Source organism: Candidatus Dormiibacterota bacterium (genome assembly GCA_035532035.1).
Taxonomy (GTDB): domain Bacteria; phylum Vulcanimicrobiota; class Vulcanimicrobiia; order Vulcanimicrobiales; family Vulcanimicrobiaceae; genus Tyrphobacter.
This window is the reverse complement of record DATKRS010000009.1, coordinates 87,276-111,375: the sequence shown is the minus strand read 5'-3', so window position 1 is coordinate 111,375 and position 24,100 is coordinate 87,276. Positions and strand designations below refer to the sequence as shown.

The window sequence follows — 24,100 nt, the reverse complement described above, 5'->3', positions numbered from 1 at the left end:
TCTCGGGGTCGTGAAAGCCGTGCCGATACTCCTCGAGCAGCTCGCCCGGAGAGACCTTCAGCTGGGTTGCCATGACTTCAGCCTATCCACCCAAGGGCCAATAGTCAAGATAGTTAGGGTTCAGCTTCACTATCTGGTTCTAATATACTTGACGCCGCTACCCTCTTGCGGTATCCTTGAGGCATGGATACGCCGACCACCTTTCTCGAAGCCGTTACCGCCTTTGCCGACCCCGAAAGAGCCCAGCAGTATTTCGCCAACCTGCGCTGGCCGAACGGCGTTGCCTGCCCCCGCGAGGGCTGTGGGAACGCCGACGTTCGATATATCGGCGGCAAGCGGCCGCGCTGGCTCTGCAAGGAGTGCAAACGCGAGTTCACCGCCAAGGTCGGCACCGTCTTTGAGGACTCCCCGGTCGGCTTCGATAAGTGGTTACCGGCGATCTGGATGCTCACGAATGACCGCAACGGAGTGTCCTCTTACGAGGTTCACCGGGCGCTCGGCGTGACGCAGAAAACCGCGTGGTTCATGCTTCATCGCATCCGGCTCGCGATGCAGAGTAAGACCTGGGAGGCGCTTACCGGGGAGGTCGAGGCCGACGAAACGCTCGTTGGGGGCAAGGTCAATATCTCCAAGGCGGCGCGGCGTCATCGCCGTGCCGGCGGGAAATGGGACCGAAACTTTGGCAAGACGCGCGTCCTCGGCCTTGTGCAGCGCGGAGGCGAAGCGCGAGCGTGGTCGATTCCGAACACAAGTGCGGCGACGATGCTCCCGAAGCTCGTTAAGTCCATTCGCCCCGATGCCACGCTCATGACCGATGGTTCGTGGTCTTTCTGGGCGATTGGCAAGCGGTTCGCGGCGCACGAATGGATTAACCACGCGATAGAGTACGTCCGGGGCAACGTACATACCAACAACATCGAAGGATTCTGGTCGGTTCTCAAGCGCACCATCGGCGGGACGTATATCCACGTTAATCCTCGGCACCTGGACCGCTACCTTGCCGAGCAGGTGTTCCGCTTCAACGCGAGTGGGAATCCCGACGGTCGTCGCTTCGTGGCCGCGGCACGCGGAGCCGACCAAAAACGCCTGACCTACAGGGAGCTAATCGCCAGGAGTTAGCCGCACGGGTGTTCGCATAGCAAGCGCAACGCGTGTTTGCCAGTATTGCGTGAGTAGTGTATACTGCCCGAGTGAGCAGCATCGGTTACCTGGAGGGGCTCCAGGCACAAGAATCTGAGCTTGAGTCCGATCTGGCGGCGGTCCGGCGCTTGATTGCGCGGGCCAAGTCCATGACGAACGGCCACGTCTCGGAGAAAGCCCCGAAACCTCGGTCGCAGCGCGGGCGGCGGCATGCCTTTAAGCCCGATCCCAAGTCCACTGCCTCGCGGGCTCTAAGCGAGTCGCGCAAGGTGCTTGAGGGCATCACCGCCCGGAGGCTAACCTTCGCGGAGCTATGCCAGCGCCTGCCGAGGGAGATCGCCGGGACCTCGAAGCAGCGGCAGTACGTCCGCCTTACGCTTCAGCGGTCCGGGAAGCGGGAAGGCATCGAATACGTCGATGCGGACTGCGTGAAGCTCCTGGAGTAAAAGCAAAGGGGCCCGGGATGGTGTGTGAGCAGCATCGGCGGGCCCCTGAGACATTCGGATCGCCGTGCGGGTGTAGCTCAACTGGAAAGAGCGCCCGGCTGCTAACTGGGGGGATGCTGGTTCGAGTCCAGCCATCCGCGCACCACGATCCGCGCCTTCATAGGAGATTGTAAGGTGCTATACTGCGCCTAGTGTCAACCCATATGGACAATAGCAAGCACGATGGCGACCTAGAGTTTGATGAGGTAGTAGCGGCGCTGGCCCATGTCCCTAAGGCTGAGGTGGACGCCCTGGAAGCCGCCCGCCCCAAACGTAAAAAGCGGCCAAGCATTAAGAACCCTCGGCTCAAGAAGGCTCGTAAGCGTGGGTAGGGTCGGGTGGGTGCTCCTGGCGCTCGTTCTCTCCCTGGCGATCTACTACGTCCTCGAAACCGTGTACTTCATGGTTGGTGATCTCGTCGCAGGCGCTGCCGCTTTTGAGAACTCGGGAGCCCCGGATTGGCGGGCCATCCTGCTTCCGGTGTCCGCATTCATTGGCTTCCGCCTGCTCTGGTCGCGGATTAAAGACCGGAAAGCGGCCTAGCCGCAGACACCGACTTTCAGCGCCGCCCTGTCCTCGCTGCCATACCGCTCGGTAGGCAGAGGCGTCAAGTATATTAGAACCCACTATCTGGTTGTGACTCCGTCAGGCGGGAAAAGCGAACAGGGGCCCGAGCAGTGGCCCGTACGGCCGCGGTGATTTCCGCCAGTACGGCGCTACGCGCAGCACCCGCCCCTCGGCCGAAAATTGTTTGGAACGCGTCTGGCCCCAGCGCGAAGCGGAGCCGCTCCCCGAGCTCATCCCAGGAAGAGGCGGTAACCGGGTCCATCGGAGCACCGAGCCTCGATCGAATCGATGACGCCACCCCTGCGGCAAGCGCGGCGGTGTGGGCGTCGCCGGCCTCGGCGCACGAATGTGCCACGTCTTCGAGAACGTCCGCAATGAGGCGGCACTCTTCGAGCCGCACCAGATGTTCCAACGCGTCCGCGTGTCTGCCCAGCGCCTGAGGGAGGCGTCCTTGTCGCCGAAGGATCGTCCCTTGAAGGTTGACTGCGTCGACGAATCTGAGAACGTCGTGATGCGTTGCGCGCAAGGCTAACGCTGCTTCTATGCGCTCGGTTGCCGCGCGCAAATCACCGGCGTGGTACTCGACCAGAGCAAGGTTCTTTAGCGCCACGCTCACGTTGTTCATGTCGCCGAGCGCTCGGAATACTTCGAGGCAACGTGTCAGGTGGATTCGAGCCTCATCAAGGCGTCCGGTCGACAGATACAAGGCACCGAGAAAGTTCAGCGTACGGCCGAGCGTGTTCCCGTCGTCCACGTGCTCTTGCTCGCGTAGGACTTCGAGGAGCAAACGCTCCGCCTTCTCGAAATTACCAGCCTCGATCTCCGCTGCGGCGAGTGCAGCCTGCGCGTTGGAAGCGGCTCTGTGGTTCCCAATTGCTGCGAAGATATCTCGCGCACGCTCGTTGTATCGGCGCGCACGGCCCCACTCCGTGCAGGTGTTGGAAAGAATTCCGGCAGCGCGATAGCACAACGCGAGTTCCTCTGAAGGCGGCTGCGACGCTGCCACCTGTTCCAGAAAACGTTCAGATAGGCTGAGATATTGTCGGCAATTCGCATGCTGCGTCATGTACCGAGCCACACCAGCGACGAGGCGCGCACCGATTTCAAAGTCGTCGCACTCGATGCACCACTCGAGGGCGGCGACGAAGTTGCCGAGATCTGAGCGCAAGGCATTGATGCGTTCCTCGACTTCCGAGGCGTCGATCTTTCGGAGTGCTTCGGCAATCGTGGCAAAATACCGAGCGTGTCCGTATCGAACGGCGTCCCACTCGCCGGACGCTTGCAAGTAAAGGCTTGCGAAGGAGCGCGTGGTTACGAGAAGCGAGTATCGCGCGCTATCGCCGTCGAGAATGGTGCCGACCAACGAGGCCTCGACCAATTCGGAAAGGGTGGCAACGACGTCGATTCGCCCGTCGCCGCAAATCGCCTCTGCTGCCTCCATGTCAAACGACGATGGAAAGACGGCGACGCGCTCGAACAGGAGACGCTCTTGGTCGGAGAGCAATTCCACGCTCCACGCCAGCGCATCGTTCAGGGTAGTATGGCGTGAAGGCGCGGCGCGGTTCGCGAAGGCACGCGAGCGATCGTCGAGACGTTTGCGAATGCCTTCCATCGTTAACAGATTTGCGCGCGCCGCTACGAGCTCGATTGCAAGCGGCAAGCCGTCAAGGCGCCGTAGGACATCCACGAGGGCATGCGCGTTCTCTGGATTTATGCGGAACGACGGGGCCACGGTAACCGCACGCTCGAGAAGAAGCCTGGCGGCCGAATACTGCGCGATCTCGTCTGCACGATACGCAGTGAGCTCGGGAGGCACGGGCAAGGGCGCGACCGGAATCACGTGCTCGGACGCGCAGGAAAGGCGTTGGCGACTCGTTACCAGGAACTGCGTCGTGGTCTCAGCCAACAGCTCGTCGACGAACTCCCGCGCTTCTTCGAGCACATGTTCGCAGTTGTCTAGGATTAGGAGACGTTTCAAATCGACCCCAGTACCGGCCGATCTTGCTGTTTCCAGGACCTGCGCCGTTCGCGCCCGCAACTCCGCGCGACTGCGCGCTACACTCACGTCGACGAACCATACGCCGCCGGGATAGGCGCCGAGGTGATTCATCGCACTACGGCACGCCAAGCGAGTCTTTCCGACGCCCGCCGGCCCGGTCAGCGAAATGACGCGGCAGGTTTTCAGCGCCTGCGCGATAGCATCGAGCTCGATCTCGCGGCCCACGAAGGAGGTGGAAAATGGAATGAAATTATGCGCCGCTGCGGCGGTTGCGTCACCGTAGAGAATGCGCCGGAATAGCTCCGTCGTCGCCTGCTCGGGTTCGGTTTCGAGTTCGATGCGCAAACGTTGGACGAGTGCGTTGTATTCGCGCAAGGCCCCGGCGCGATCGCCGGTCTGCGTGCGCACTTCCATAAGTGCGCGGATCGTGCGTTCGTCGAGCGGATCGAAAGCGCAGAGGCGCTCCAAATACGTCGTACAGGCTGTAGCGTCGCCTTCGTCACGGGATGCTTCGAAGAGCGTTCGCAGCATCGAAGCGTAGCGCCGAGCGAGCACGGTTCGGCCTTCTTCCAATGCGTCGTCGTGGATGCCCGCGCAAAGCTCGCCACTCCAAAGTGACACCGCGCCGCGCAGGTGTTGCGGGTCGGACGAAGATGTGAGAAAGAAGATAACGTCGGCGTCGAGCGCAGCATGGTTCCATTGCACGCCGTTCTTCGTCAGGATGAGCGCATTCGCGGGCAGCGCGTGCGCGAGCAGGTGGAGATGCCGGCGGAGGTTTGCGCGCGCTTCTTCGTCGGTAACCTCGGGCCATAAACGTTCGGCGAGCCGCGCGCGCAGATGCGGACGGTCGTGTTCGATTGCGAGCAGAGCTAGTAGAGCAAGGCTTTTCGCGGGCAGAGCGAGGCGCGACCCCCCCGCGCCGTCATAGAGAAGCGGCGTGCCGAAGAGTTGCAAACGCGCCCGAGCCGGCGAAGGTGCCTCCAAGAGTCGTTTTCTTGGCTGTGCACCCGCGGCGGCACCTTGGACGCGAGCCGTTTTCCCCCAGACGCTAGCTTGACTTGCTTTCCTCCAGAGCGATCGCTTCCAGCGCGTCGCGCGACTCAATGTCGAGCTTTGCAAAGATAACCTGTAGGCGATTTTCAACCGTGCGCAGGCTTACCCCAAGAGCGACCGCGATGGCGCGATTTGACTTGCCGTCGGCAACCATGCGTGCCAGCGCGCGTTCCTCGGATGTTAGGTCCATGACTTAGAGGGTTTGGGTTTAAAAGAAGCTCAAGCCGAAGGCGCCGCTCAATCCGCTCGTTATCGATCGCGCGGGCGAGCTGGAGTTCGAGAACGGCGGCGTGAACACGTCGATCTTGTCGTGGCCCTGTTCGGTGATATAGAGGTTGCCGTGAGTGTCGACCGTCAACCCCAGTGGTGCCGTCGTCGTGAAGGTCACACTCGGCACGTTGCCGCCCAGCGGCAGATTATAGACCAGGATCCTGTTGTTTCTCGTGTCGGCCACGAAAAGCTGGGAGCCTGAGACGGCAAGTCCGTGCAATCCGGGGTTCGTGTCGGGAACCGTGATCGTCGTGCCCAAGGTCGTGTACGGCGCAGGGTACATGACGATCGTTCCACTGCTGTCTGCGTTTGATATGAACATATCGCCGCCGGAGTCGAAGGCGATTCCGTACGAATCGGTGATGCCGTCGGTTAAACCGTTGGATTCGACGGTGCTGTTCGTGAACGGCGGCACGTACTCGACGACGACGGCGTTCTGCGATGTTGCCCAGAGGTTGCCGTTCGGATCGAACGCCATGAAGCCGCCTGCCGAAGTTCCAAAAGTCGCGACCGGCGTACTCGTGTTGGTTAGTGGCCAGGCAAACGCAGTAACGCTGCCCGTGACTCGATCAGTCACGACGTACTTGTTGTTCGCGGCGATGCCGACGGGCGCCGCATCGGTAGTCACGATTCCCGGCCTCGGATTGCTCAAATCCGTGTCATATGCGGCCACGTCGTTTCCAGAATAGTTCGCAACGAATAGGCGGCAGAAGATCGGCGTGGGTGGACAAAAATGGCCGATTTGCGCCGCACTGGTAATTGGGCCTTTGCAGGCGCTGAGCACGACGAGACCGGTTGCCGCCATTGCGCAGAGGGCAGCGATACGAAGGTCAAATTTCATGATGAACCCCTTGTGGAAAGTTGAAACCATCCTACGAGATGAAGTGTCCGTTTTTTCGCCCGGCGGCCGTCATGACGGCGAAAGCCCAACGCGGAGCGCGGTCCGCTTCTCCTACCTGCTGTTGCGCCCGCACTTGAAGGTGACGTTGAAGCCGCGCTTTTTCGAACGGCCCCGAACTTGTCATGTGTGGTGTGGCGCGACGGCGAGACCGAAGGCGCCGTCAAGTCCGTTGGTGAGCGTGCCCGAAGGGCTCATCCCGTTCGAGAACGGCGGAACGAACAGGTCGATTTTGTTGTTGCCCTGCTCGCTAACGTATAGGACGTTATTGTAGTCGACTGCCAATCCGAGCGCCGCCGTCACACTAAACGTCACGACCGGGGTGTTGCCGCTCAGCGGCAGATTGTAGACGAGGATTTCGTTGTTGGCCGTATCGGCGACGAGCAGTTGAGAACCGTCCACCGCAAGTCCGTGGAGTTTTGGGTTGGCTTCGGGAACCGTGATCGTCGTGCCGAGCGTGCTGTACGGCGGCGCGTACATCACGACCGTTCCGCTGCTGTCGGCATTGGAGATGTACACGTTGCCGCTCGAGTCGAAGGCGATGCCGTACGAATCGGTGATGCCGTCGGTTAGGCCATTGGACTCGGTGCTACTGTTGGTAAACGGCGGCACGTATTCGACGACGACGGCATTCTGCGAGGTTGCCCAGAGGTTGCCTTGCGGGTCGAACGCCATGAAGCCGCCCGCGGAGGTCCCAAAGTGTGCGCTCGGCGTGGCTCCCTTAAGTACCGGAAACTGGAACACGGTGACGCTGCCGTCGGTTCGATCCGTTACCAGAAACTTGTCATTCACCGCGATGCCGACGGGCGAGACATCCGCGTAGGTGTCAGCCGGCCCGCTACCCGTGTGGTAGGGCTCGTTGTATCTCGCGACGTTGTTTGCGGAGTAGTTCGCGACGTAAAGCACCGGATACGGGCATCGGACCGGAAGGAGGGAGCACTCGGTGAGCAAGGATAGAGCGCCGCCTATCCCGGCTTCCGGACCGCAGCCCACGAATGCGGCAAGGGATACGGCCGTCAATCCGAGGAGCGCGGTGAGGCGAAGGTAGAGTTTCATAATATGAGTCCTTATGAAGCGTCGGCGGCGAGAGTTGGCTGGCGTGATCCTACGCTGGCATGCGTTCGGTTTTCGTCTTGCGGCCGTCATGACGGCGAAAGCCCAACGCGGAGCGCGATCCGCTTTTACTGCCTGCCGTTGCGCCCGCACTTGAAGGTGACGTTGAAGCCGCGCTTTTCAAACGGTCCCGAATCGGTTCTGGACTTCAGATAGACGGCACCGCCTTTGTAGAGCCCTAGAAACTCGTCGTCACCGCCGCCAAGGAAGTGGACGATGTTGCGTGAGTCGATCGAATAGCGTCCGGGCGCGTATGGCTTGCGAGCGTCGCCGAGGGCGTACGTTCCGTCGGGATGGAACAGGATGTTCTGAAACCAGTTGACTTGCGCGCCGTACGCGAGACAGGTCCACTGCCCGGAGAGTACGGGCGCGGCAGTTGCGGGCGCCTTGACGAAGAGGCCCGAGGCCGCGATCCCGAGCAGCACCGCGAAACGGAAGTAGGATTTCATGCTGGCCGTCCTTGTGGAAAGGTGAGATCATCCTAGCGAGCGGACGTCCGATTTTCGTCCGATGGCCCACCACGGCAGCAGCCTGCCTGCGCGAACCCTTTACACGGGTGGCGCAGGGGGGTATGATTGCGCGGAACCTGCGGGGAACCGTGGGTCGAACGGTCTTGGGGAAGGTGCGCCCTTTCGCGCCATCGCGACGAGTCGCCCGTGCACCGGAACGCGCCGGCAAGAGCTCGTCGATAGGTCGGGGACGTGACTGCACCGCAGGCGCCAGCCGACGAAGTCCGGAGGTGGGATCCCCCGAAGGGGCACGAGGAGAAACCATAAATTGAAGGCACTCGGTACCCATATCGTCTGTGAGCTGTCGGGGTGCGATCCGGAGGTGCTCACGGATGTAGACGCGGTCCGCGACATGATGATCGGCGCGGCGAAGGCCGCCAACGCAACCGTCATGGAGGTGGCTTTTCACCGCTTTCAACCTCAAGGCGTTTCAGGCGTCGTGGTTTTGGCGGAATCGCACATTTCGATTCACACGTGGCCTGAGCTCGGTTATGCGGCCATGGATTTCTATACCTGTGGCGATCATACCGACCCATGGCTTGCCTGCGAGCACGCGGCCAAAGCGCTGCGCGCACAGAGCACGATTACGTCGGAGGTCAAGCGCGGTGTGCTGCAATCGGCGGACCGGCGTTTCACGCATGTCCTCACGCGCGACCATGACACGCGCGTCCTTTCCGCTTAGAGACTCGGACCTCGCCAAAGACTGAGTACTGGAACTGGTACGTCGAGCAGTTTGCGCCGACGGAGCAGCACCATCATGCCGTCGAGCGCGTGCTCTATAGCGGGCGCTCGGAGTTTCAGCAGGTCGCCGTCATCGAGACGCCGGTCTTCGGCAAGATGCTCGTGCTTGACGGCGACACGCAAAGCGCGCAGCGCGACGAGCGGATTTATCACGAGGCGCTCGTCCACCCGGCGCTGGCCGCCACGGCAGACCGCTCCGACGTCTTGATCTTGGGCGGCGGCGAGGGGGCGACGTTGCGCGAGGTTCTCCGGCGCGACGACGTGCAGCGCTGCACGATGGTCGACATCGACGGGCTGGTCGTCGAGCTGTGCAAGCAGTACCTGCCGGAATGGTCGGCGGGCGCCTTCGACGATGCGCGAGCTCGCGTGGTCGTAGGCGACGCTCTGGCGTTTCTCGCCGAAAACAACGAGACGTACGGTGCCATTCTCTCCGATCTCACCGAACCGCTCGCAGACTCGCCGAGTCATCCGCTCTTCAACGACGGCGTCTTCGCATCGATCAAAGCGCATCTCGCACCGGGCGGCGTCTACGCGCTACAGGCCTCCACGGGATCGGTGCACAACGCCGCGTTGCACTGCAAGATGGCGCGAACGCTGCGCCGGCACTTTCGTTTCGTCGCGTCGTATTTCACGCACGTCCCGGCCTTCGATACGGACTGGGCGTTTCTCGCCTGCAGCGATGCGGTCGACGTTGCAGGGCTCGATCCGCGCGTCGTGGACGCGTATTGCGACCAGCTGCACGGCACGAGCCTATTTTACGACGGCGAGACGCATCGCCGGATTTTCTCGCTGCCGCTGTACCTACGCCGGATGCTCGCCGAGGAAGGGGACGTTTTTTGAGCGACCGCTTTCGCGACAAAACGGCCGTCGTAACCGGCGGCGGAAGCGGCTTAGGCCGCGCGATGGCGCTGGCGTTTGCGGCGGAAGGCGCGCGCGTCTGCGTGATCGGGCGACGGCAAGAGAAGCTCGACGAAACGGCCGCGCTCGCGCCGAGCGGCAGCATCTTCGGTCTTTGCGCCGACGTGCGCGACGCGCAACGGGTGGAAGCGGTCGCGGGCGAGATCGTCGAACGCACCGGAAGCATAGACGTGCTCGTGAACAATGCGGCCGGAAACTTCATCGTGCCGTCGGAGCAACTGTCGCCGAATGGCTTCAAGAGCGTCGTCGACATCGTTCTGCTCGGCACGTTCCACTGCACGCGTTTCGCCTTCGATGCATTGCGCGCGAGCCGTGGGGCGATTCTCAACATCGTCGCGACCTATGCGTGGAGCGGCGAACCCGGCGTGCTGCATTCGGCGAGCGCCAAAGCCGGCGTTCTCGCGATGACGCGGACGCTCGCGGCGGAGTGGGGGCGCTACGGGATTCGTGCGAATGCCATCGCTCCCGGGCCGATTCACACCGAGGGCACGGACAAAAATCTCTGGGGTGCCGGCGTCGACGAGGCGGTGCGCAAGGAGATTCCGCTGGGGCGGCTCGGCAGCCCCGAGGACGTGGCGCGCGCGGCGCTCTGGCTCTGCTCGGACGAGGCGTCGTGGGTGAGCGGCGCGACGCTCTGCGTGGACGGCGCGCATTGGTTGCACGGCGGGACGCTCGACTTCCTCAGATGACAATGAGTTCGCGCCCCGGCGATGAAGGGTCGCGTGCGGTGAAGATCGACCGGGACCACGCGGTGCGGCAATGGGAGAAGCAGAAGAGCCACTTCGTCGCGCTGCTCGACCTCAAGCTCGAGCACGTCGAGCACGGCAAGGCCGTCATGCGCATGCCGTGGCGCGCGGAAATCTCCAACGGCACGGGCGCGATCCACGGCGGCGCGATCGTGAGTCTGTGCGACACGGTCTTCTACATCGCGCTGGCGTCGATTTACGGCCGGGACCAAGACACGACGACGGTTGCGTTGCAGTGTAACTTTCTGGCTCCGGCTCTCCCGCCGGACGATCTCGTCGCCGAGGCGACGGTCCTGCGCGCCGGACGGCGCATTTGCTACGGCGAAGTGCAGGTGCGAAGCGGAGGGAAGCTGGTCGCGCACTCGACGTTGAACTTCCTCAACACCTATCCCGAGGAGAAGCCGAAGCCATGAATCAGACGGCACGGCGAACCGCGCTCTACGACGAGCACGTGAAGATCGGTGCGCGGATGGTCGAGTTCGGCGGGTTCGAGATGCCGGTGCAGTACACGAGCGTGCTCAAGGAGCACGACGCGGTCAGAAATCGCGCCGGACTCTTCGACCTTTCGCACATGGGGCAGTTTCGCTTGAGCGGCGAGCAGGTCGCTTCATGGGCGGACACCCTGACGATCAATGCCGTCGCATCGATGAAGCCGATGCAAGCGCGGTACAACATCTTCTGCAACGAGCGCGGCGGAACGCACGACGACACGATCTTCTACCGCCTCGCCGACGACCATTGGCTCCTCGTGGTCAACGCCTCAAACGCGAGCAAAATGTGGGAGCTGCTCTCCAACCGGCCTTCCGGCGTGCGCATGGAGAACCGTCACGGTGAAGATGCGCTCGTTGCGATTCAAGGCCCCGCTTCGGTGGCGATGCTGCAGCCGCACGTCGACGACGATCTCGCGGCGATGCGCTACTATTTCTGCGCCGAGACGGAAGTGGAGGGCATTCCCGCGACCATTGCGCGCACCGGCTATACCGGCGAGGACGGCTTCGAGATCTTCGTCGACGGAGCGTACGCTTCGAACGTCTGGAACGCGCTGCTGCGCGCGCACGCGCGAGATGGCCTCGAGCCTTGCGGTCTCGGCGCGCGCGACGTGCTGCGCTTGGAAGCCGGAATGCCGCTGTACGGACACGAGCTGACCGAAGAGATCACGCCCGTGCAAGGCGGTCAAGCGTGGGCGCTCAAGCTGGCAAAACCGGCGTTCACGGGCCGCGAGGCACTCGCCCAGCAACTCGAACGTGACGACTACGCGCGGATCGCCGGGCTCGCCATGGCCGGGCGCACGCCGGCGCGCGAGGGCTATCCGGTCTACGCCGGGGACCGGCGCGTCGGCGAAGTGCGCAGCGGCTCCTTCGCCCCGTCGGTAGGGGGAGGAACCAACGTCGCGACCGCACTACTCGAGCGCGATGCTGCAACCATCGGAACCACGGTTGCGGTCGAGATTCGTGGCACGCGGCACGACGCGCGCGTCGTCGCCATGCCGTTCTACAAGAGGAGTCGTTAGTGGCGCAGCCGGAGCAGTTGCTCTACAGCAAGGAACACGAGTGGGTTCGCATCGAGGGCGATCGCGCGGTGATCGGCATCACGGATTACGCGCAGAACTCTCTCGGCGACATCGTCTACGTCGAGCTGCCGAAGCCGGGGAAGCAGGTCGAACAGTTCGGGAATATCGGCGTCGTGGAGTCGGTGAAGGCGGTCTCCGACCTCTTCACGCCGATCTCTGGTGAAATCGAAGAGGTCAACGCAGCGCTCGAAAACGATCCGGCCGCGGTCAACCGCGATCCGTTCGGCGCGGGCTGGTTCTTGCGGCTCAAGCTCAAGGATCCGGCGGAAGCGAAGAATCTGCTTTCCGTTCGCGACTACGAAAAGCTCATCGCCGAGTAAGCCTTGTACACGCCCCACACCCAGGCCGATATCGATGCGATGCTCGAGGCCGTCGGCGTCGAGTCGATCGATGCATTGCTGCAGGTCCCCGAGGAGCTGAAGCTGCGCGCGAAGCTCGACATCGTTCCGGCGCTGCCGGAGTACCAGATTCGCCGCCGCATCGAGCGGCTCGCCAAGCGTAACACGGGCGTCGACCTCGTCTCCTTTCTCGGCGGCGGCGCATACCGGCACTACGCTCCGCCGGCGATCGCAGCGCTTGCAATGCGCGGCGAGTTCTTGACGGCGTACACGCCATATCAGGCCGAAGTCTCTCAGGGGTATCTGCAGGCGATCTACGAGTGGCAGACCTATATCTGCCTGCTCACCGGGATGGACGTCGCGGACGCCTCCGTCTACGATGGAGCGACGGCGCTCGCGGAGAGCGCGATCATGACGATCAACGCAACGGGAAGACACCGCTTTCTCGTCTCCCGCGCCGTGCACCCCAACTACCGCGCGGTCCTGCGCACCTACTGCGACGGACTCGACGTCCTCGTCGACGAGATCCCGCTCGCCGCCGATGGCACGACGGATCTACGCGCGCTGGCCGACGCTGTCGCATCGTACGAATACGCCGGCGTCGCCCTGCAGTCACCGAACTTTTTCGGCAACGTCGACACGCTCGACGCGGATGCGCTGCGTGCGGTGCTCGAACGCGGCGCCGTACCGATCGCGGTCGTTGCGGAGGCGCTCGCGCTCGCGGCTCTGGCGACGCCGAGTTCCTGGGGCGCGCAGATCGTCGCCGGAGAGGCGCAGTCCTTCGGCGTGCCGCTGGCCTACGGCGGTCCGTACGTCGGGTTTATCGCGACGAAGGACGAGCACGTGCGGCGCATTCCCGGCCGGCTCGTCGGCAAGAGCGTCGACAACGCGGGCCGCACCGCGTACGTTCTGACGCTGCAGGCGCGCGAGCAACACATCCGGCGCGAGCGCGCGACGTCGAACATCTGCACGAACCAAGCGCACTGCGCGCTCATCGCCACGATCTACCTGGCGCTCCTCGGAAAGACGGGATTGCGCGACGTCGCCGCACTCAACCTCGAGCGTTCGCGCGAACTCGCGACGGCGGTTGCGAACGCAGGGGTTCGGCTGGCATTCTCCGTGCCGTTCTTCAACGAATTCGTCGCCGACGTCGGGCGCCCGGCGGGCGAGGTGCTCGGCGCACTGCGCGCGCGCGGCATCCTCGGCGGCCTCGATCTCGGGCGGTGGTATCCGGAGTACGCGACGTGCGTACTCATGACCGCGACCGAGCTCACGACGTCGGACGAGATCGCGAAGCTCGGGGCAGCGCTGGAGGAGGTCGTGCGTGTCGGCGCAGGCATCTGATCGTACCGCATCCCCGCTGATCTTCGCGACGGGGCAGACGGGCCGAGCGACCCGCTACGTCGAGCATGGGAAGCCTCTCCAAAGCTTCATGCCCGCGAGCACGCTGCGCGACGATTTGCCGCTTCCGGACAACACCGAGCTCGACGTCGTGCGTCATTACACGCGCCTCTCGCAGCGCACGTTCGGCATCGATTTAGGGTTCTATCCGCTCGGGTCGTGCACCATGAAGTACAACCCGCGGATCAACGATGCGCTCGCGAACCTGCGCGAGTTCGCGGAGCTGCACCCGTTCGTTCCCGACGAGCTCGCACAAGGCGCGCTACAGGTAATGCACGAGCTCGAGCGCAGCTTCTGCTCGCTCTTCGGTATGGCGGCGTTCTCGTTGAATCCGGCGGCGGGCGCGCAAGCCGAGCTCGCCGCGCTCTTGATCGCGAAGAAATACTTCAAGGATCGCGGTGAGACGAAACGAGACAAAGTTATCGTACCGGACACCGCGCACGGAACGAACCCGGCATCGGCGACGATGGCCGGCTTCACCGTCGTCTCGGTGAAGAGCGACGCGCGCGGCCGGGTCGATCCCGCCGAGATTCGCGCCGTGCTCGGCGCGGACGCCGCAGTCTGCATGATGACGAATCCGAATACGCTCGGCCTCTTCGAAGAGCGCATCCACGAGATCGCCGACGCCGTTCACGAGGCGGGCGGCCTCATGTACTACGACGGTGCCAACGCGAACGCGCTGATGGGCAACACGCGTCCTGGTGACATGGGCTTCGATCTCATGCACCTGAACACGCACAAGACGTTCACCATTCCGCACGGCGGCGGCGGAGCCGGACACGGGCCGCTCGGCGTCGCGCCGCATTTGGTCGAGTATCTTCCGACGCCCTACGTCGTGCGCGACGCAGATCGTTATCGCCTCGACTTCGACCGGCCGAAATCGATCGGGCCCGTGCGCTCGTTTTGGTCGAACTTCGCGCATGCCGTGCGGGCGCTGGCCTATCTCTACGCCAACGGTGCCGAAGGGCTCGCGAACGTGTCGCAGTACGCCGTGCTCAATGCAAACTACCTGCGCGTGAAGATCGCCGAGTTTCTCGAGACGCCGTATCCGGAGGTCTGCCGGCACGAGTTCGTCGCGTCGGCGCAGAGCCTCAAAAAGAAGACCGGCGTGCGCGCGCTCGACATCGCCAAGGCGCTGCTCGACCGCGGTTTCATGGCGCCGACCGTCTACTTTCCGCTGATCGTGCCGGAGTGTTTGATGATCGAGCCGACCGAGACGGAGTCGAAGGAGACGCTCGACGAGTTCGTTGCCGCCCTGCGCGAGATCGTCGCGGCGGCGCAATCCGACCCGCAGGAGCTCTTCGACGCACCGGTCACGACCGTCGTGGGCCGCGTCGATGAGACGCGCGCCGCCCGCCAGCCCGATCTACGTTGGCGCCCGCCTCTGCCACCCGAAACGTAGCGCCGACAAGGCTAGCTTCCCTAGTGAGCTTCGCTTTCCATCGCGCTCTTGATGTGCGCAAGCTCCGCTTGTGTGGGCCCGTTGGAGACGACGATCACCACCTCCTGACCGCGTTGCCAGACGCGCATAATCTTCATCCTTTCACTGGCGAGCCGCAAAGAGACGCGTGGCCATGGCGCCTCGCCGTTGATTTTCAGCGTTGCTGCGTTCGCGATGAAAATATAGAGCAGATGGTGCGATCGACGCCAGGCGCCGGGCAGATCGTACGTTATTGCGATTAGGCTCCTCCCCGCGTGAAAGAGCTGAACGGGCGTCGCTCCGGCCGGAAGGCCCGCGGGAAGGATTGGAACGTGAATCATCGCACTAGAGAGGCGTCACAAGCGCAAAACTGTTTGCTAGGACCTCGGCTTCCACAAACATTTTGCCGCGCGAGCAGCTGCAGTAAGGCCCGCGTCAACGGTTGCGAGCGGCAGCTGGGCTTGCAGCGCGAGCGCCAGATAGGAAGCGTCGTAGCACGTCAGCCCATGTGCGCGCGCTACCGACGCAATGACGTGCGGGTCGGGGAGCTCGACGGTCAGGGGCAATGCGAGAAGGGCGCTGAGCGCCTCCGTCACGTCAGTTTCACTCAAACGTCTCCTGCGCTCTGCCTGGAGCAGCGCGTGGGCGATCTCGGACTGAAAGTTTCCCGGCACATACGCACCGTGCTCCGTGACGTAGGCGAGCGCGGCGGCTGCGTCCGCGTGCTCTCGCTCCTGGAGTGCCCAAGCGAGCGCAATGCTCGCATCGACGGCGATCACTTGCGTCCTTCGTCGATCAGGGAGCGGATGTTCAGATCCCTGAGCTTGCCCTCTGCGGCAAGGCGCGACCGCAGCGCTTTCAGCCGCGACAGTGCGTTTTCTGCTGCAGTTCGGCGCTCGCGCGACACGGGAGCGATCTCCGCGACAGGCTTCCCGCGCCGGGTAATGATCGTCGTCTTTCCGGCGACCGCATCGTCGACGAGCGCCGAGAGATGGGTCTTGGCTTCGAACAACCCTACGCTTCTCATCTATCTAGTAGATTAAGCTAGTTTGTTCGCTCGAGCAAGGGGGGAAGCGGGATACGAACACTGGAGGCCTTCTTGGCGGTAGCCGCTATAATGGAGGTAGGCGAAGGGGCGCGGTCGAGGCGCCTCCTCATATCTCTGAAGGCGGTTTTAGGTAGATATCATGCGGATCAAGTACGAGGTCTCGGCAGGGGGCTTGGTGCTGCGTCGCCACGAGTCGGGCTACGATGCCCTTCTCATCGGGCGCCGCTCTCCCCGTATTTGGACGCTGCCCAAAGGCCACGTGGAGCGGCACGAAACGCACGAGCAAGCGGCGCTGCGTGAGGTTCGCGAGGAGACGGGCTGCTGGGGCGAGATCATCACGCGCTTGAACGAGATATCGTTCTGGTTCTACGTCGGCAAGGCCAAGCACCGCAAGAGCGTCACGTTCTATCTCATGCGCTACCTGTCGGGCGAAGCCGACAATCACGATCATGAAGTCGAGGAGTGCCGGTGGTTCGAAATCGCCGAGGCGCGCCGTACGCTCAAATACGTGAACGAGAAGCGCCTCGTCGATTTGGCGCTCGACTATCTGGCGAAGAATCCAGCAGCCTTCGGGGAGCCGCCGAGCATCGTGCCCGCGGTCGAGCAGAAGAGCTCTTGAACGGCGAATCCGCCGTAGCGGAGGCGCGGGAAACGGATCAGTCCTCGTGTGTGGTACGGTTCGACGTCTTCGACGGACCGCTCGATTTGCTCTTGCATCTCGTCAAGGAGCAGCAGCTCGATATCGCCACCGTGCCTCTCGCCTCCGTCGCCGAACAGTATCTCGCGTACGTTTCGATGATGGAAGAACTCGACGTGGAGGTGGCGGCCGAGTACCTGGTCATCGCCGCGACGCTCGTCTTCCTCAAATCGCGGGCGCTGCTGCCGCCGGTTCCCAATGAGTTTCTCGCTGAAGAGGGCGAGTCGCCCGAGGAAGTCGAGGAGCGGCTGCGCCGGCGGCTCATCGCGTATTCGAAGTATCGTGAGCTCGGCGACGACCTGCGCGCGCGTCAGCACGAAGCTGCGGGCTTTTTTACCCGCGAATCCGGCGACCCATCGAGCGCGCTCGTTCAGCGCTACCGCATCGACGTCGAAAAACTCAATCGCGCCTTCATCGCCATGCTTCGGGAGGCCCGGCCCGAAAAGCGCTCGATCGCGGCGGAACGAATCTCGGTGCTCGCGCAGATGGATTACATCACGCGCGCGTTGAAGGAGCGCGGCGAGGTGTTGTTCTCTACGCTTTGCCGCGAGCTCGGCGCCACGCGCGAGATCATCATCGCGACGTTTCTCGCGGTGCTGGAGCTCGTGCGACGCCGGCGCGTCGCCTACGAGCAGCCCGCCGCATTCGATGATATTCTCCTGCTGCCCGTCGCTCGAGAGCGCTGAGAAGTCGAATGCCGATCGAAGAGCACGTCGTTCCTTTCGACCCCATCGAATCGCACGGTGACGGCGAGGCCCTGCACGCCGCCGCCGACCGCATCAGAGGCGCGATCGAAGCGCTGCTCTTTGTCGCAAGCGAACCGCTCGAGACCAAGCGCATCGCGAAACTCGTCGGCGAGGATGAAAAGGCCGTCGCGCTCGCGTTACAGCGTCTGGAAGAGGAGTACGCGGAACGCGGCATCGTCGTGCGCGAGGCCGGCGGGGGCTACCGTTTTGCGACGTCGCCGCTCGTGCGCGGCGCGGTCGAGGCCTACCTCCTACCCCCGAAGAACAACCTCTCCGTGCAAGCGCTCGAGACGCTGGCAATCGTCGCGCACATGCAGCCGGTGACCAAGAGCGAGATCGAGGCGATTCGCGGCGTCAACTCCGACAGCGTCGTCTCGACGCTGCTCGACCGCAACCTCGTCGCGGAAGCCGGTCGCAAGGAAGTCGTCGGGCGTCCGTTGCTGTACAAGACGACGCCGCTCTTTCTGGAGTCCTTCGGGCTGCGCTCCCTCGACGACTTGCCGACGCTCGAGCTCGAATCCGGCCAGCCGCTCGAACTTCCGATCACGTCCTGATTCGCCCATGAGGATAGGCCTTCACGTTCGCGTCGCAGGCGGGTACGCCGCGGCAGTCGCGCACGCGCGCGCCGTCGGATGCAGCGCGATGCAGGTCTTCTCCACCAACCCGCGCAGTTATCGGCCGTCCGTCGCGAGTCAAGCAACCCTCGACGAGTTCGCGGCACTGCGGCGCGATGCGGGGATCGACCCCTGTGTCACGCACACGCCGTATCTCATCAACCTCGCAAGCGCGGACGAAAAGATCTATGCCGGCTCGGTGCGCCTGCTGGAAGCCGACCTCGCGGTCGCGGGGCGTGGCGGGATCCGCTACGTCAACACGCATCTCGGCTCGTACGGCAAAGGCGATCGCAAAGAGGGCTTTGCGGCAATCTGTCACGCCCTCGAGGCCGTACTCGCAACGATTCCGTCCGGCGTGGTCCTCGTGATGGAGAACTCTGCTGGTGCCGGAAGCCTAGCCGGCGGCACGCTCGAAGAGCTCGGACGGTTCATCGTCGCGCTCGACCATCCGCAGCTCGGCGTCTGTCTCGACACCGCGCACGCCTGGGCTGCAGGCTACGAGATCAATGGGACGGCTGGCGTCGACCGCTTCGTCTATGAGGCGGCCGAATCCATCGGCCTCGACAAGATTCATCTCTTTCACTTCAACGACACCGAGGTTCCGCTCGGCGCCAATCGCGACCGGCACTGGCACATCGGCGACGGCAACATCGGCGTCGAAGGTTTTCGCGCGTTGCTCGCTCGTCCGGAGCTGAGCGAAAAGACCGCGATCCTCGAGACGCCCGGCAGCGACGAGGACGACGCGCGCAACATGCAGACGATCGCGACCATCGCGCGCGGCGCCGCCATGGTGTAACGTGTTTGTCGCGCACTTCGACGTAGACGCCTTCTACGCCAGCGTCGAGATACGCGACGATCCGCGTCTGCGCGGAAAACCGCTGGCGGTCGCCGGATCGAGCCGCCGCGCCGTCGTCCTGACAGCCTCGTACGAAGCGCGTCCGTTCGGCGTGCGGTCCGCAGTGCCGCTCTATCGCGCGCGCGAAGCGTGCCCCGATCTCGTCGTCGTTCCGCCGCGCATGGCAACGTATAAAGCGGTCTCTCGCGAGATCTTCGCGATCTTCGGCGCTCGCGGATTTCCGGTCGAAGGACTCTCTCTCGACGAAGCTTTCGTCGGGCTCGGCGAGATCGCGTTCGACGAGGCGTGCGAGATCGCGCGCGCGATCCGAGCGGAGGTCCTTGCTGCGACCCGGCTCACGGTGAGCGCGGGCGTTGCGAGCGGCAAGATGGTGGCGAAGATCGCGTCCGATTCTTGCAAGCCGGACGGCGTGCTCGCAATCGCGCCGGGCGAAGAGGCGGCATTCCTTGCGCCGCTCTCCGTCGGCCGGCTCTGGGGAATCGGTCCGAAGACGCAGGCGAAACTCGAAAGCGTCGGCGTCGCCACCATCGGGGATCTCGTGGCGCTCGAGGACGCCGCGTTGCGTGCACTTTTCGGGTCGTGGAGCGCGCACGTACGAGATCTCGCGCGCGGAATGGACGCGCGACCGGTCGAGCCCGGGCGCGAGACGAAGTCGATCTCCAGCGAAGAAACGTTCGAATACGACGTACGCGATGAGGCCGCGCTCGTGGCGCTGCTGCGCGAACAGGCGAAGGAGATTGCGGAGGCTCTCGCGCGAGAGGACCTCAGCGCACGCACCGTCGGCGTGAAGATCACGCGCGCGAACTTCTCGACGCTCGGCCGCCAGACGCGTCTTGTCGAGCCCACGCGCGACGCGCGCCGCATCTTTCGCGCGGCGGTGCACTGCCTGCGCCGCGCGCAGCTCAACGGTGCGCCGGTGCGTCTGCTCGGCTTACGCGTGGCCTCGCTCGTTCCTGGTGCTCCGCAACAAGCGGGGCTCTTCGATCAGATGTGATCCGTCGCCCAGACGCCGTCGGCGTTCGAGGGGCGTTCGCAGAGCGTGCACCAGCGTTTGCCCTCGCTCGTGAGCGGCGCGATCATGAAGATCGCGGTGCGCCGTTCGCGCACCGTCCCGCGCGGAAGAAGCCTACGAACGCCGTCGGGAGGAAGCCAGCCGGAGATGCGGCGCAAGTCTCCCGCGGCGCCGCGGAGCAGGAGCGCGAGCGCGCTCGCACCCTTGTCGTCGGCGAAGCCGAACTCATCGACGACGTACGTGTCGCGCTCCGGCACGCGCATGCCCACGACGTAGGCCCGCACGCCGCCGCGCTCGCGTACGACGAAACTCGCCTCCGCCCCGCGCACGTGCTCTGAGCCGTGCCGCAGGCGCATGCGCACCCAGTCCCAGACCAGCGGCGTACGTGCGAAGCTCCATGGGCGCGAGCGGTCGAGCAGCGAGAAGCAGCGTCGCACGCCTTCCCAGTCGCGCTCCTCGAGCCTAGCGATCTCGATGCGGCCTTTCGCGAGCATATCGGCACGAAGTGCGATCGAGCGCGACGGCTGACGCCGAAACCCGAGCTCTTCATAGAATCGCGGACGAATATCGGAGAAGAGATACGCTGCATCGAAGCCCTCACCGCGCCCGGCATCGAGTGCCATGGCGAGCATGGCGCTCGCATACCCGCGCCCGCGCAACGGCTCTGGCGTGAAGACCGCGCCGACGCCGAAGGCGCGCAAGCGCCGGGCACCGACGCGAATGGAGCGCTCGTACCGTTTGCACGATGCCACGAGCTCGCTGCCGTCGTACAGGCCGAGCGTGCGGTAGTAGCGTTTTCCGTACGTCCCCTGCGCGATCTCGAGCGTCTGCGCGACGTAGGTGCGCAAGTTACGGCGCCCGGCCCAGAGCGTCGCCGAGAGAGGGAGAACCGAGCGCGCGTACTCGGCGGCGGGGATCGTGCGCAGCTGCACCAGCGTCTCCCTAACGCAGCTCTTCCAAGAACTCTGGGGCGGAGAGCGCGCGCGTCGGTCGTCCCCACGCGCACACGTAGAGCGAGCGCGTCGCGCGGCTCAGCGCATAGGAGAAGACGCGGCGCTCGCGTGCGTTGTACGCGTCGCGCGCCTTCACGCGATACAGATAGTACGTGAACTTCGCCGTTCTCGCCGTCGTCGCGTCGCCGACGTTGTCTTTGGGGATCATGCCGAGGCTCGGGCTGAAGAGAAATGCGTCGGGAGCGTACCAGCAAGGAAAGGCGCCCGGGCGCACGTTCGCGATGACGACGTGATCGAAGGTCAAGCCGCGTGCGGCTTCGACGCTCATCAGATGCACTGCGTCGCGACCGTCTGGAAGCTCGCAGACCTCGAGCTTGCTGCGCGCGCGTAGCTCGGCATCGGCGAGCACGTCGCCGAGCGACGCGCCGGCATGGCTCTCGAGATACGCGTGCATCCGCCCGAGCAGCAGGTGCAGCGCGTGCTGCTGCGCGCGCGCGCGCGCCGATCCAGGCGCGCCCTCGCGTGCGAGCCCTTCCCTCCACACCAGCCGCGCGAAATCTTCGAAGGGCAAGGCGCGGCGGGCCTCGAGCCAACGCTCGCGCGCCGCGCGAAACGCGTCGACGCGCTCGCGCGCGATCTCCGAGAGCGAGGCATCGCACGCTGCGCCGAGGACATTTTGCGAAAGGCGCACGGCGCGCTCGGGGTCGCGCTTGCGTTCGCCTGAAGGCGGCCGCGGCGGCTCCTCTTCGAAGAGCACGGTCTGCCGGTCCGCAGGCTCGCCGCAGAGCACGGCCAGCGATGCATCGGAGAGCGCAAGAGCGGCACCCTCCAAGGTTCGCAGGAGCCATTCGTGGCGCGCCGGATCGTATACGTTCCAGAGAAGTGCGATCGCGTCGAGAGCGCGGCGGTCGGCGAATACGTTGTAATCGCCGGCAATCCGGACGAAGATATCGCGGTCGAGGAGCGCCTCCTCGTACGCGGCGGCGGCCGCGACCGAACGGAGAAGCACGGCGACGCGCCCGGGCTCGGCGCCGTTGCGAAGCAGCGCCGCTACGTGCGCGGCGATCGAGCGCGCTTCCTCACGCTGCGTGGCGGGCCGCGCGGTCTCGAGCGGGGGACGCGCCCTGTAGGAGCGGGAGAGCTCGACGCGCGTGCCGGCGCTCGCAAAGACGCGGTCGCGCCGTGCGCCCGCGCGCATCTCGGCACCGAGGTCTCCGGCGAGCGTGACGCCGGGAAGCGCTTCGCCGAAGACGCGCTGGAGCAGCGTGATCTCGCCGACGGTGAGGTCCTGCGCGTCGTCCAGGAAGGCGAGCGCATAGCGCTGCGCGATCCGCGCCGGCAACGGGGCGTCCCCACGCAGAGCGTCCACTGCGGCCGAAACGGCGTCGCGTCCCGGCGCGCAGCGCCGTTCGCGCAAGAGCGCTGCGTAGGCGCGGTACAGTTGCGCGAGCAGCTTTGCGAGATCGACCTCGCGGCGATACTGGCGCTTCAGCTCTTCGGGCGAGACCGCAAGCGACGAGCGATGCTCGCTCTTCGTGGACGCGATGAGGTCCGGCTGGGCGAAGTTGGGCGGCTTTGCGTAAAACTCGGTCGCCCCGGTGAGCGAGAGTTCCAGGAAGCCGTCGGCCGAGATCAATGCCTCGCTCAACCTGCGCTGCAGGCGAAACGCCGATTCGAGAAAGCGCTCCGGCGAGCGCAGACCGTGGACCTCAGGGTCGATTTCGAGCTCGATGAGGTCGCTCTCCATTGCCAGCAGCGGCACCGCAGCTTCGGCGAAGAGCGCCGCTGCTTCGACGTCGTCGATGAGGCGCGGCTCTGCGCCGTTCTCGCGCAGGATCTCCAAAGCGAACTCGTGCAGCCGTACCGGCGCGGGCTCGTCGATGCCGGCAACGAGCGGCGTGCGATGGCCGAGCGAGCGCGCGCGCTCGATGCGCGCAAGGAGCGCGCTCGTCTTGCCTGAGCCTGCCTTGCCAAAAATCGCAAGCGCCTTGTCGAACGGTGCTTCGACGGCCTCGTGCTGCGCAGGATCGAGCGAGGCCGCTATCACCGGCCGAAGCGATTGCCGTCCGGCGGAGGCCGGCGCGTGCAGGCGAGAGCGTAGGCGCAGAAGACGCAGGCTTGCGGATCGGTGGCCGGAGCGAAGCTGCGCGGTTGCGCGGAGGTCAGCTCGCGGCAGATCTCGATCATGCGCTCCTTGGCGCGCTCGAGATCCGCAATCGAGATGGTCCCGACCGGTGCGTCGCGCCGCGCCGCCGCCGCGGGAACGGGAACGACTTCGAGGCTCACCGGCCGTACGTCCAGCAGTGCGTCCTTGAGCGGCAGGAGGGCCAGGCGCGTCACGCGATCGCCCGCGGCGGTGCGCACCCAATAGTAGAAAGGAAGCTGAAAGTCGCCGAACTCCCGCACGACTTGGAGGTACTCGGATGCCGAGGCGGCGATCGACCCGGTCTTGTAGTCGACGACGGTGACCCCGCCGGTTTGCGCGTCGCGGTCGAGACGGTCGATGAAGCCGATGAAGGTGAATCCCTCGAGGTCGAGCTGAACCGGAAGCTCCCGTCCGACGACGGTAAACGGTGCCCTTTTCGACTCCGCAGCCAGCCACTCCACGTACTTGCGTGCGGTGCGGTGCGCGCGTCGCATCTGGATCTCGAACTCGACCGCCGTAGGAAAGCCATGACGATACTGCGCGAAGGCGGCATCGATCTCGCGTGCGAGATCGCCGTGCATGGCCGCCGCGTCGTCCGGCTGCGGATGCACGTACCGCTCGTGAAAGCGCTCGAGCGCGAGATGGAACGCGCTTCCGTACGCCGATGCTGCCGAGCCGGGATCGTCGACCGCGGCGCAGACGTAGCGGTAGAACCACTTGCGCTCGCACTCGGCATATGCGTTCAGCGCGGAGGCGCTGAAATGCGGCCTTCGCGCGCGCACGGCGGCGGCGGCTTCGCGCTCGGCGGGCTCGGCCAGCTCGAACGCGCGTGACGAATCCAAAGCTCTCACGTCGCTGTG

General features: G+C 64.4%; 26 protein-coding genes, 1 tRNA gene and 1 pseudogene. 18 read left to right on the top strand and 10 right to left on the bottom strand.

The features are described 5' to 3' along the window. Nucleotides 1-183: 183 nt before the first annotated feature. From VMV82_03315 to VMV82_03300, 4 genes are all read left to right on the top strand, one after another. Complete coding sequence (locus VMV82_03315) at nucleotides 184-1,119, top strand: IS1595 family transposase (protein HUY40577.1); 936 nt, start codon at nucleotides 184-186, stop codon at nucleotides 1,117-1,119. A 71-nt stretch (nucleotides 1,120-1,190) separates the two neighbouring features. Continuing rightward, nucleotides 1,191-1,586 (top strand): hypothetical protein, encoded by a 396-nt coding sequence (locus VMV82_03310; GenBank protein ID HUY40576.1) that lies wholly within the window; start codon nucleotides 1,191-1,193, stop codon nucleotides 1,584-1,586. 66 nt (nucleotides 1,587-1,652) lie between these two features. Continuing rightward, a tRNA-Ser gene (locus VMV82_03305) sits at nucleotides 1,653-1,726 on the top strand. Between the two features lie 241 nt (nucleotides 1,727-1,967). Then, on the top strand, nucleotides 1,968-2,168 hold the full coding sequence (locus VMV82_03300; GenBank protein ID HUY40575.1) for a hypothetical protein: 201 nt from the start codon (nucleotides 1,968-1,970) through the stop codon (nucleotides 2,166-2,168). Nucleotides 2,169-2,241: 73 nt separating this feature from the next. On the opposite strand, the gene VMV82_03295 is transcribed toward VMV82_03300, so the two are convergent. The 5 genes from VMV82_03295 to VMV82_03275 all read right to left on the bottom strand — a co-directional run bounded on the left by VMV82_03295 (nucleotide 2,242) and on the right by VMV82_03275 (nucleotide 7,974). Continuing rightward, a complete protein-coding gene (locus VMV82_03295; protein HUY40574.1) occupies nucleotides 2,242-5,175 on the bottom strand; it encodes a BTAD domain-containing putative transcriptional regulator in 2,934 nt (977 codons plus the stop codon). A gap of 64 nt (nucleotides 5,176-5,239) precedes the next feature. Beyond that, a complete protein-coding gene (locus tag VMV82_03290; protein HUY40573.1) occupies nucleotides 5,240-5,434 on the bottom strand; it encodes a LuxR C-terminal-related transcriptional regulator in 195 nt (64 codons plus the stop codon). 18 nt (nucleotides 5,435-5,452) lie between these two features. Further along, the gene (locus tag VMV82_03285; protein ID HUY40572.1) at nucleotides 5,453-6,355 is read right to left on the bottom strand and encodes a hypothetical protein; all 903 of its coding nucleotides are present in this window, start codon (nucleotides 6,353-6,355) and stop codon (nucleotides 5,453-5,455) included. A 180-nt stretch (nucleotides 6,356-6,535) separates the two neighbouring features. Next, the gene (locus VMV82_03280) at nucleotides 6,536-7,468 is read right to left on the bottom strand and encodes a hypothetical protein (protein HUY40571.1); all 933 of its coding nucleotides are present in this window, start codon (nucleotides 7,466-7,468) and stop codon (nucleotides 6,536-6,538) included. Nucleotides 7,469-7,593: 125 nt separating this feature from the next. Continuing rightward, on the bottom strand, nucleotides 7,594-7,974 hold the full coding sequence (locus VMV82_03275) for a hypothetical protein (protein ID HUY40570.1): 381 nt from the start codon (nucleotides 7,972-7,974) through the stop codon (nucleotides 7,594-7,596). 328 nt (nucleotides 7,975-8,302) lie between these two features. Here VMV82_03275 and speD point away from each other — a divergent pair, with 328 nt between their 5' ends. From speD to gcvPB, 9 genes and pseudogenes are all read left to right on the top strand, one after another. Further along, entirely contained in the window at nucleotides 8,303-8,716 is a 414-nt protein-coding gene (gene speD / locus VMV82_03270; GenBank protein ID HUY40569.1) for an adenosylmethionine decarboxylase, read from the top strand. A 47-nt stretch (nucleotides 8,717-8,763) separates the two neighbouring features. Next, a pseudogene (locus VMV82_03265) lies at nucleotides 8,764-8,886 on the top strand (spermidine synthase). Beyond that, nucleotides 8,872-9,615 carry a spermidine synthase gene (locus VMV82_03260; protein ID HUY40568.1) on the top strand — a complete coding sequence of 248 codons (744 nt, stop codon included), beginning with the start codon at nucleotides 8,872-8,874 and terminating at the stop codon, nucleotides 9,613-9,615. The pseudogene VMV82_03265 and the gene VMV82_03260 overlap by 15 nt, the downstream one beginning before the upstream one ends. Further along, on the top strand, nucleotides 9,612-10,382 hold the full coding sequence (locus VMV82_03255; protein ID HUY40567.1) for an SDR family oxidoreductase: 771 nt from the start codon (nucleotides 9,612-9,614) through the stop codon (nucleotides 10,380-10,382). The genes VMV82_03260 and VMV82_03255 overlap by 4 nt, the downstream gene beginning before the upstream one ends. Before the next feature lie 38 nt (nucleotides 10,383-10,420). Next, nucleotides 10,421-10,852: a PaaI family thioesterase gene (locus VMV82_03250; protein HUY40566.1), complete on the top strand. Its 432-nt coding sequence runs from the start codon at nucleotides 10,421-10,423 to the stop codon at nucleotides 10,850-10,852. Then, on the top strand, nucleotides 10,849-11,949 hold the full coding sequence (gene gcvT, locus VMV82_03245) for a glycine cleavage system aminomethyltransferase GcvT (protein HUY40565.1): 1,101 nt from the start codon (nucleotides 10,849-10,851) through the stop codon (nucleotides 11,947-11,949). Before VMV82_03250 ends, gcvT begins: the two co-directional genes overlap by 4 nt. Next, nucleotides 11,949-12,329, top strand: coding sequence for a glycine cleavage system protein GcvH (gene gcvH, locus VMV82_03240; GenBank protein ID HUY40564.1), 381 nt, complete (start codon nucleotides 11,949-11,951; stop codon nucleotides 12,327-12,329). The genes gcvT and gcvH overlap by 1 nt, the downstream gene beginning before the upstream one ends. A gap of 3 nt (nucleotides 12,330-12,332) precedes the next feature. Continuing rightward, a complete protein-coding gene (gcvPA, locus tag VMV82_03235) occupies nucleotides 12,333-13,691 on the top strand; it encodes an aminomethyl-transferring glycine dehydrogenase subunit GcvPA (GenBank protein HUY40563.1) in 1,359 nt (452 codons plus the stop codon). Then, nucleotides 13,672-15,150 (top strand): aminomethyl-transferring glycine dehydrogenase subunit GcvPB, encoded by a 1,479-nt coding sequence (gene gcvPB, locus VMV82_03230; protein HUY40562.1) that lies wholly within the window; start codon nucleotides 13,672-13,674, stop codon nucleotides 15,148-15,150. The genes gcvPA and gcvPB overlap by 20 nt, the downstream gene beginning before the upstream one ends. A gap of 395 nt (nucleotides 15,151-15,545) precedes the next feature. On the opposite strand, the gene VMV82_03225 is transcribed toward gcvPB, so the two are convergent. After that, entirely contained in the window at nucleotides 15,546-15,947 is a 402-nt protein-coding gene (locus VMV82_03225) for a type II toxin-antitoxin system VapC family toxin (protein HUY40561.1), read from the bottom strand. Continuing rightward, entirely contained in the window at nucleotides 15,944-16,195 is a 252-nt protein-coding gene (locus tag VMV82_03220) for a type II toxin-antitoxin system Phd/YefM family antitoxin (GenBank protein HUY40560.1), read from the bottom strand. Before VMV82_03220 ends, VMV82_03225 begins: the two co-directional genes overlap by 4 nt. A gap of 160 nt (nucleotides 16,196-16,355) precedes the next feature. Here VMV82_03220 and VMV82_03215 point away from each other — a divergent pair, with 160 nt between their 5' ends. Genes VMV82_03215 through dinB form a run of 5 tightly spaced genes read left to right on the top strand, consistent with a single transcriptional unit; the run spans nucleotide 16,356 to nucleotide 20,123 of the window. Continuing rightward, nucleotides 16,356-16,835, top strand: a complete 480-nt coding sequence (locus VMV82_03215; GenBank protein ID HUY40559.1) for an NUDIX hydrolase — start codon at nucleotides 16,356-16,358, stop codon at nucleotides 16,833-16,835. Between the two features lie 50 nt (nucleotides 16,836-16,885). Continuing rightward, nucleotides 16,886-17,599: a segregation/condensation protein A gene (locus VMV82_03210; GenBank protein ID HUY40558.1), complete on the top strand. Its 714-nt coding sequence runs from the start codon at nucleotides 16,886-16,888 to the stop codon at nucleotides 17,597-17,599. 8 nt (nucleotides 17,600-17,607) lie between these two features. Continuing rightward, nucleotides 17,608-18,213 (top strand): SMC-Scp complex subunit ScpB, encoded by a 606-nt coding sequence (scpB, locus tag VMV82_03205; GenBank protein HUY40557.1) that lies wholly within the window; start codon nucleotides 17,608-17,610, stop codon nucleotides 18,211-18,213. 7 nt (nucleotides 18,214-18,220) lie between these two features. Then, entirely contained in the window at nucleotides 18,221-19,069 is an 849-nt protein-coding gene (locus VMV82_03200) for a deoxyribonuclease IV (protein ID HUY40556.1), read from the top strand. A 1-nt stretch (nucleotide 19,070) separates the two neighbouring features. Next, nucleotides 19,071-20,123 carry a DNA polymerase IV gene (gene dinB, locus VMV82_03195; protein HUY40555.1) on the top strand — a complete coding sequence of 351 codons (1,053 nt, stop codon included), beginning with the start codon at nucleotides 19,071-19,073 and terminating at the stop codon, nucleotides 20,121-20,123. Here dinB and VMV82_03190 read toward each other — a convergent pair. Genes VMV82_03190 through VMV82_03180 form a run of 3 tightly spaced genes read right to left on the bottom strand, consistent with a single transcriptional unit; the run spans nucleotide 20,114 to nucleotide 24,091 of the window. Further along, nucleotides 20,114-21,073, bottom strand: a complete 960-nt coding sequence (locus VMV82_03190; GenBank protein ID HUY40554.1) for a GNAT family N-acetyltransferase — start codon at nucleotides 21,071-21,073, stop codon at nucleotides 20,114-20,116. The two genes, dinB and VMV82_03190, sit on opposite strands and share 10 nt — an antisense overlap. Nucleotides 21,074-21,083: 10 nt before the next feature. Beyond that, a complete protein-coding gene (locus VMV82_03185; protein ID HUY40553.1) occupies nucleotides 21,084-23,141 on the bottom strand; it encodes a 3'-5' exonuclease in 2,058 nt (685 codons plus the stop codon). After that, a complete protein-coding gene (locus VMV82_03180) occupies nucleotides 23,138-24,091 on the bottom strand; it encodes a PD-(D/E)XK nuclease family protein (GenBank protein ID HUY40552.1) in 954 nt (317 codons plus the stop codon). Before VMV82_03180 ends, VMV82_03185 begins: the two co-directional genes overlap by 4 nt. Between the last annotated feature and the right edge of the window lie 9 nt (nucleotides 24,092-24,100).

Coding starts and splice junctions, on each gene's coding strand:
- VMV82_03315 (HUY40577.1), top strand. CDS start 184: ATGGATACGCCGACCACCTTTCTCGAAGCCGTTACCGCCTTTGCCGAC.
- VMV82_03290 (HUY40573.1), bottom strand. CDS start 5,434: ATGGACCTAACATCCGAGGAACGCGCGCTGGCACGCATGGTTGCCGAC.
- VMV82_03285 (HUY40572.1), bottom strand. CDS start 6,355: ATGAAATTTGACCTTCGTATCGCTGCCCTCTGCGCAATGGCGGCAACC.
- VMV82_03280 (HUY40571.1), bottom strand. CDS start 7,468: ATGAAACTCTACCTTCGCCTCACCGCGCTCCTCGGATTGACGGCCGTA.
- VMV82_03275 (HUY40570.1), bottom strand. CDS start 7,974: ATGAAATCCTACTTCCGTTTCGCGGTGCTGCTCGGGATCGCGGCCTCG.
- VMV82_03260 (HUY40568.1), top strand. CDS start 8,872: ATGCTCGTGCTTGACGGCGACACGCAAAGCGCGCAGCGCGACGAGCGG.
- gcvT (HUY40565.1), top strand. CDS start 10,849: ATGAATCAGACGGCACGGCGAACCGCGCTCTACGACGAGCACGTGAAG.
- VMV82_03220 (HUY40560.1), bottom strand. CDS start 16,195: ATGAGAAGCGTAGGGTTGTTCGAAGCCAAGACCCATCTCTCGGCGCTC.
- VMV82_03215 (HUY40559.1), top strand. CDS start 16,356: ATGCGGATCAAGTACGAGGTCTCGGCAGGGGGCTTGGTGCTGCGTCGC.
- scpB (HUY40557.1), top strand. CDS start 17,608: ATGCCGATCGAAGAGCACGTCGTTCCTTTCGACCCCATCGAATCGCAC.
- VMV82_03200 (HUY40556.1), top strand. CDS start 18,221: ATGAGGATAGGCCTTCACGTTCGCGTCGCAGGCGGGTACGCCGCGGCA.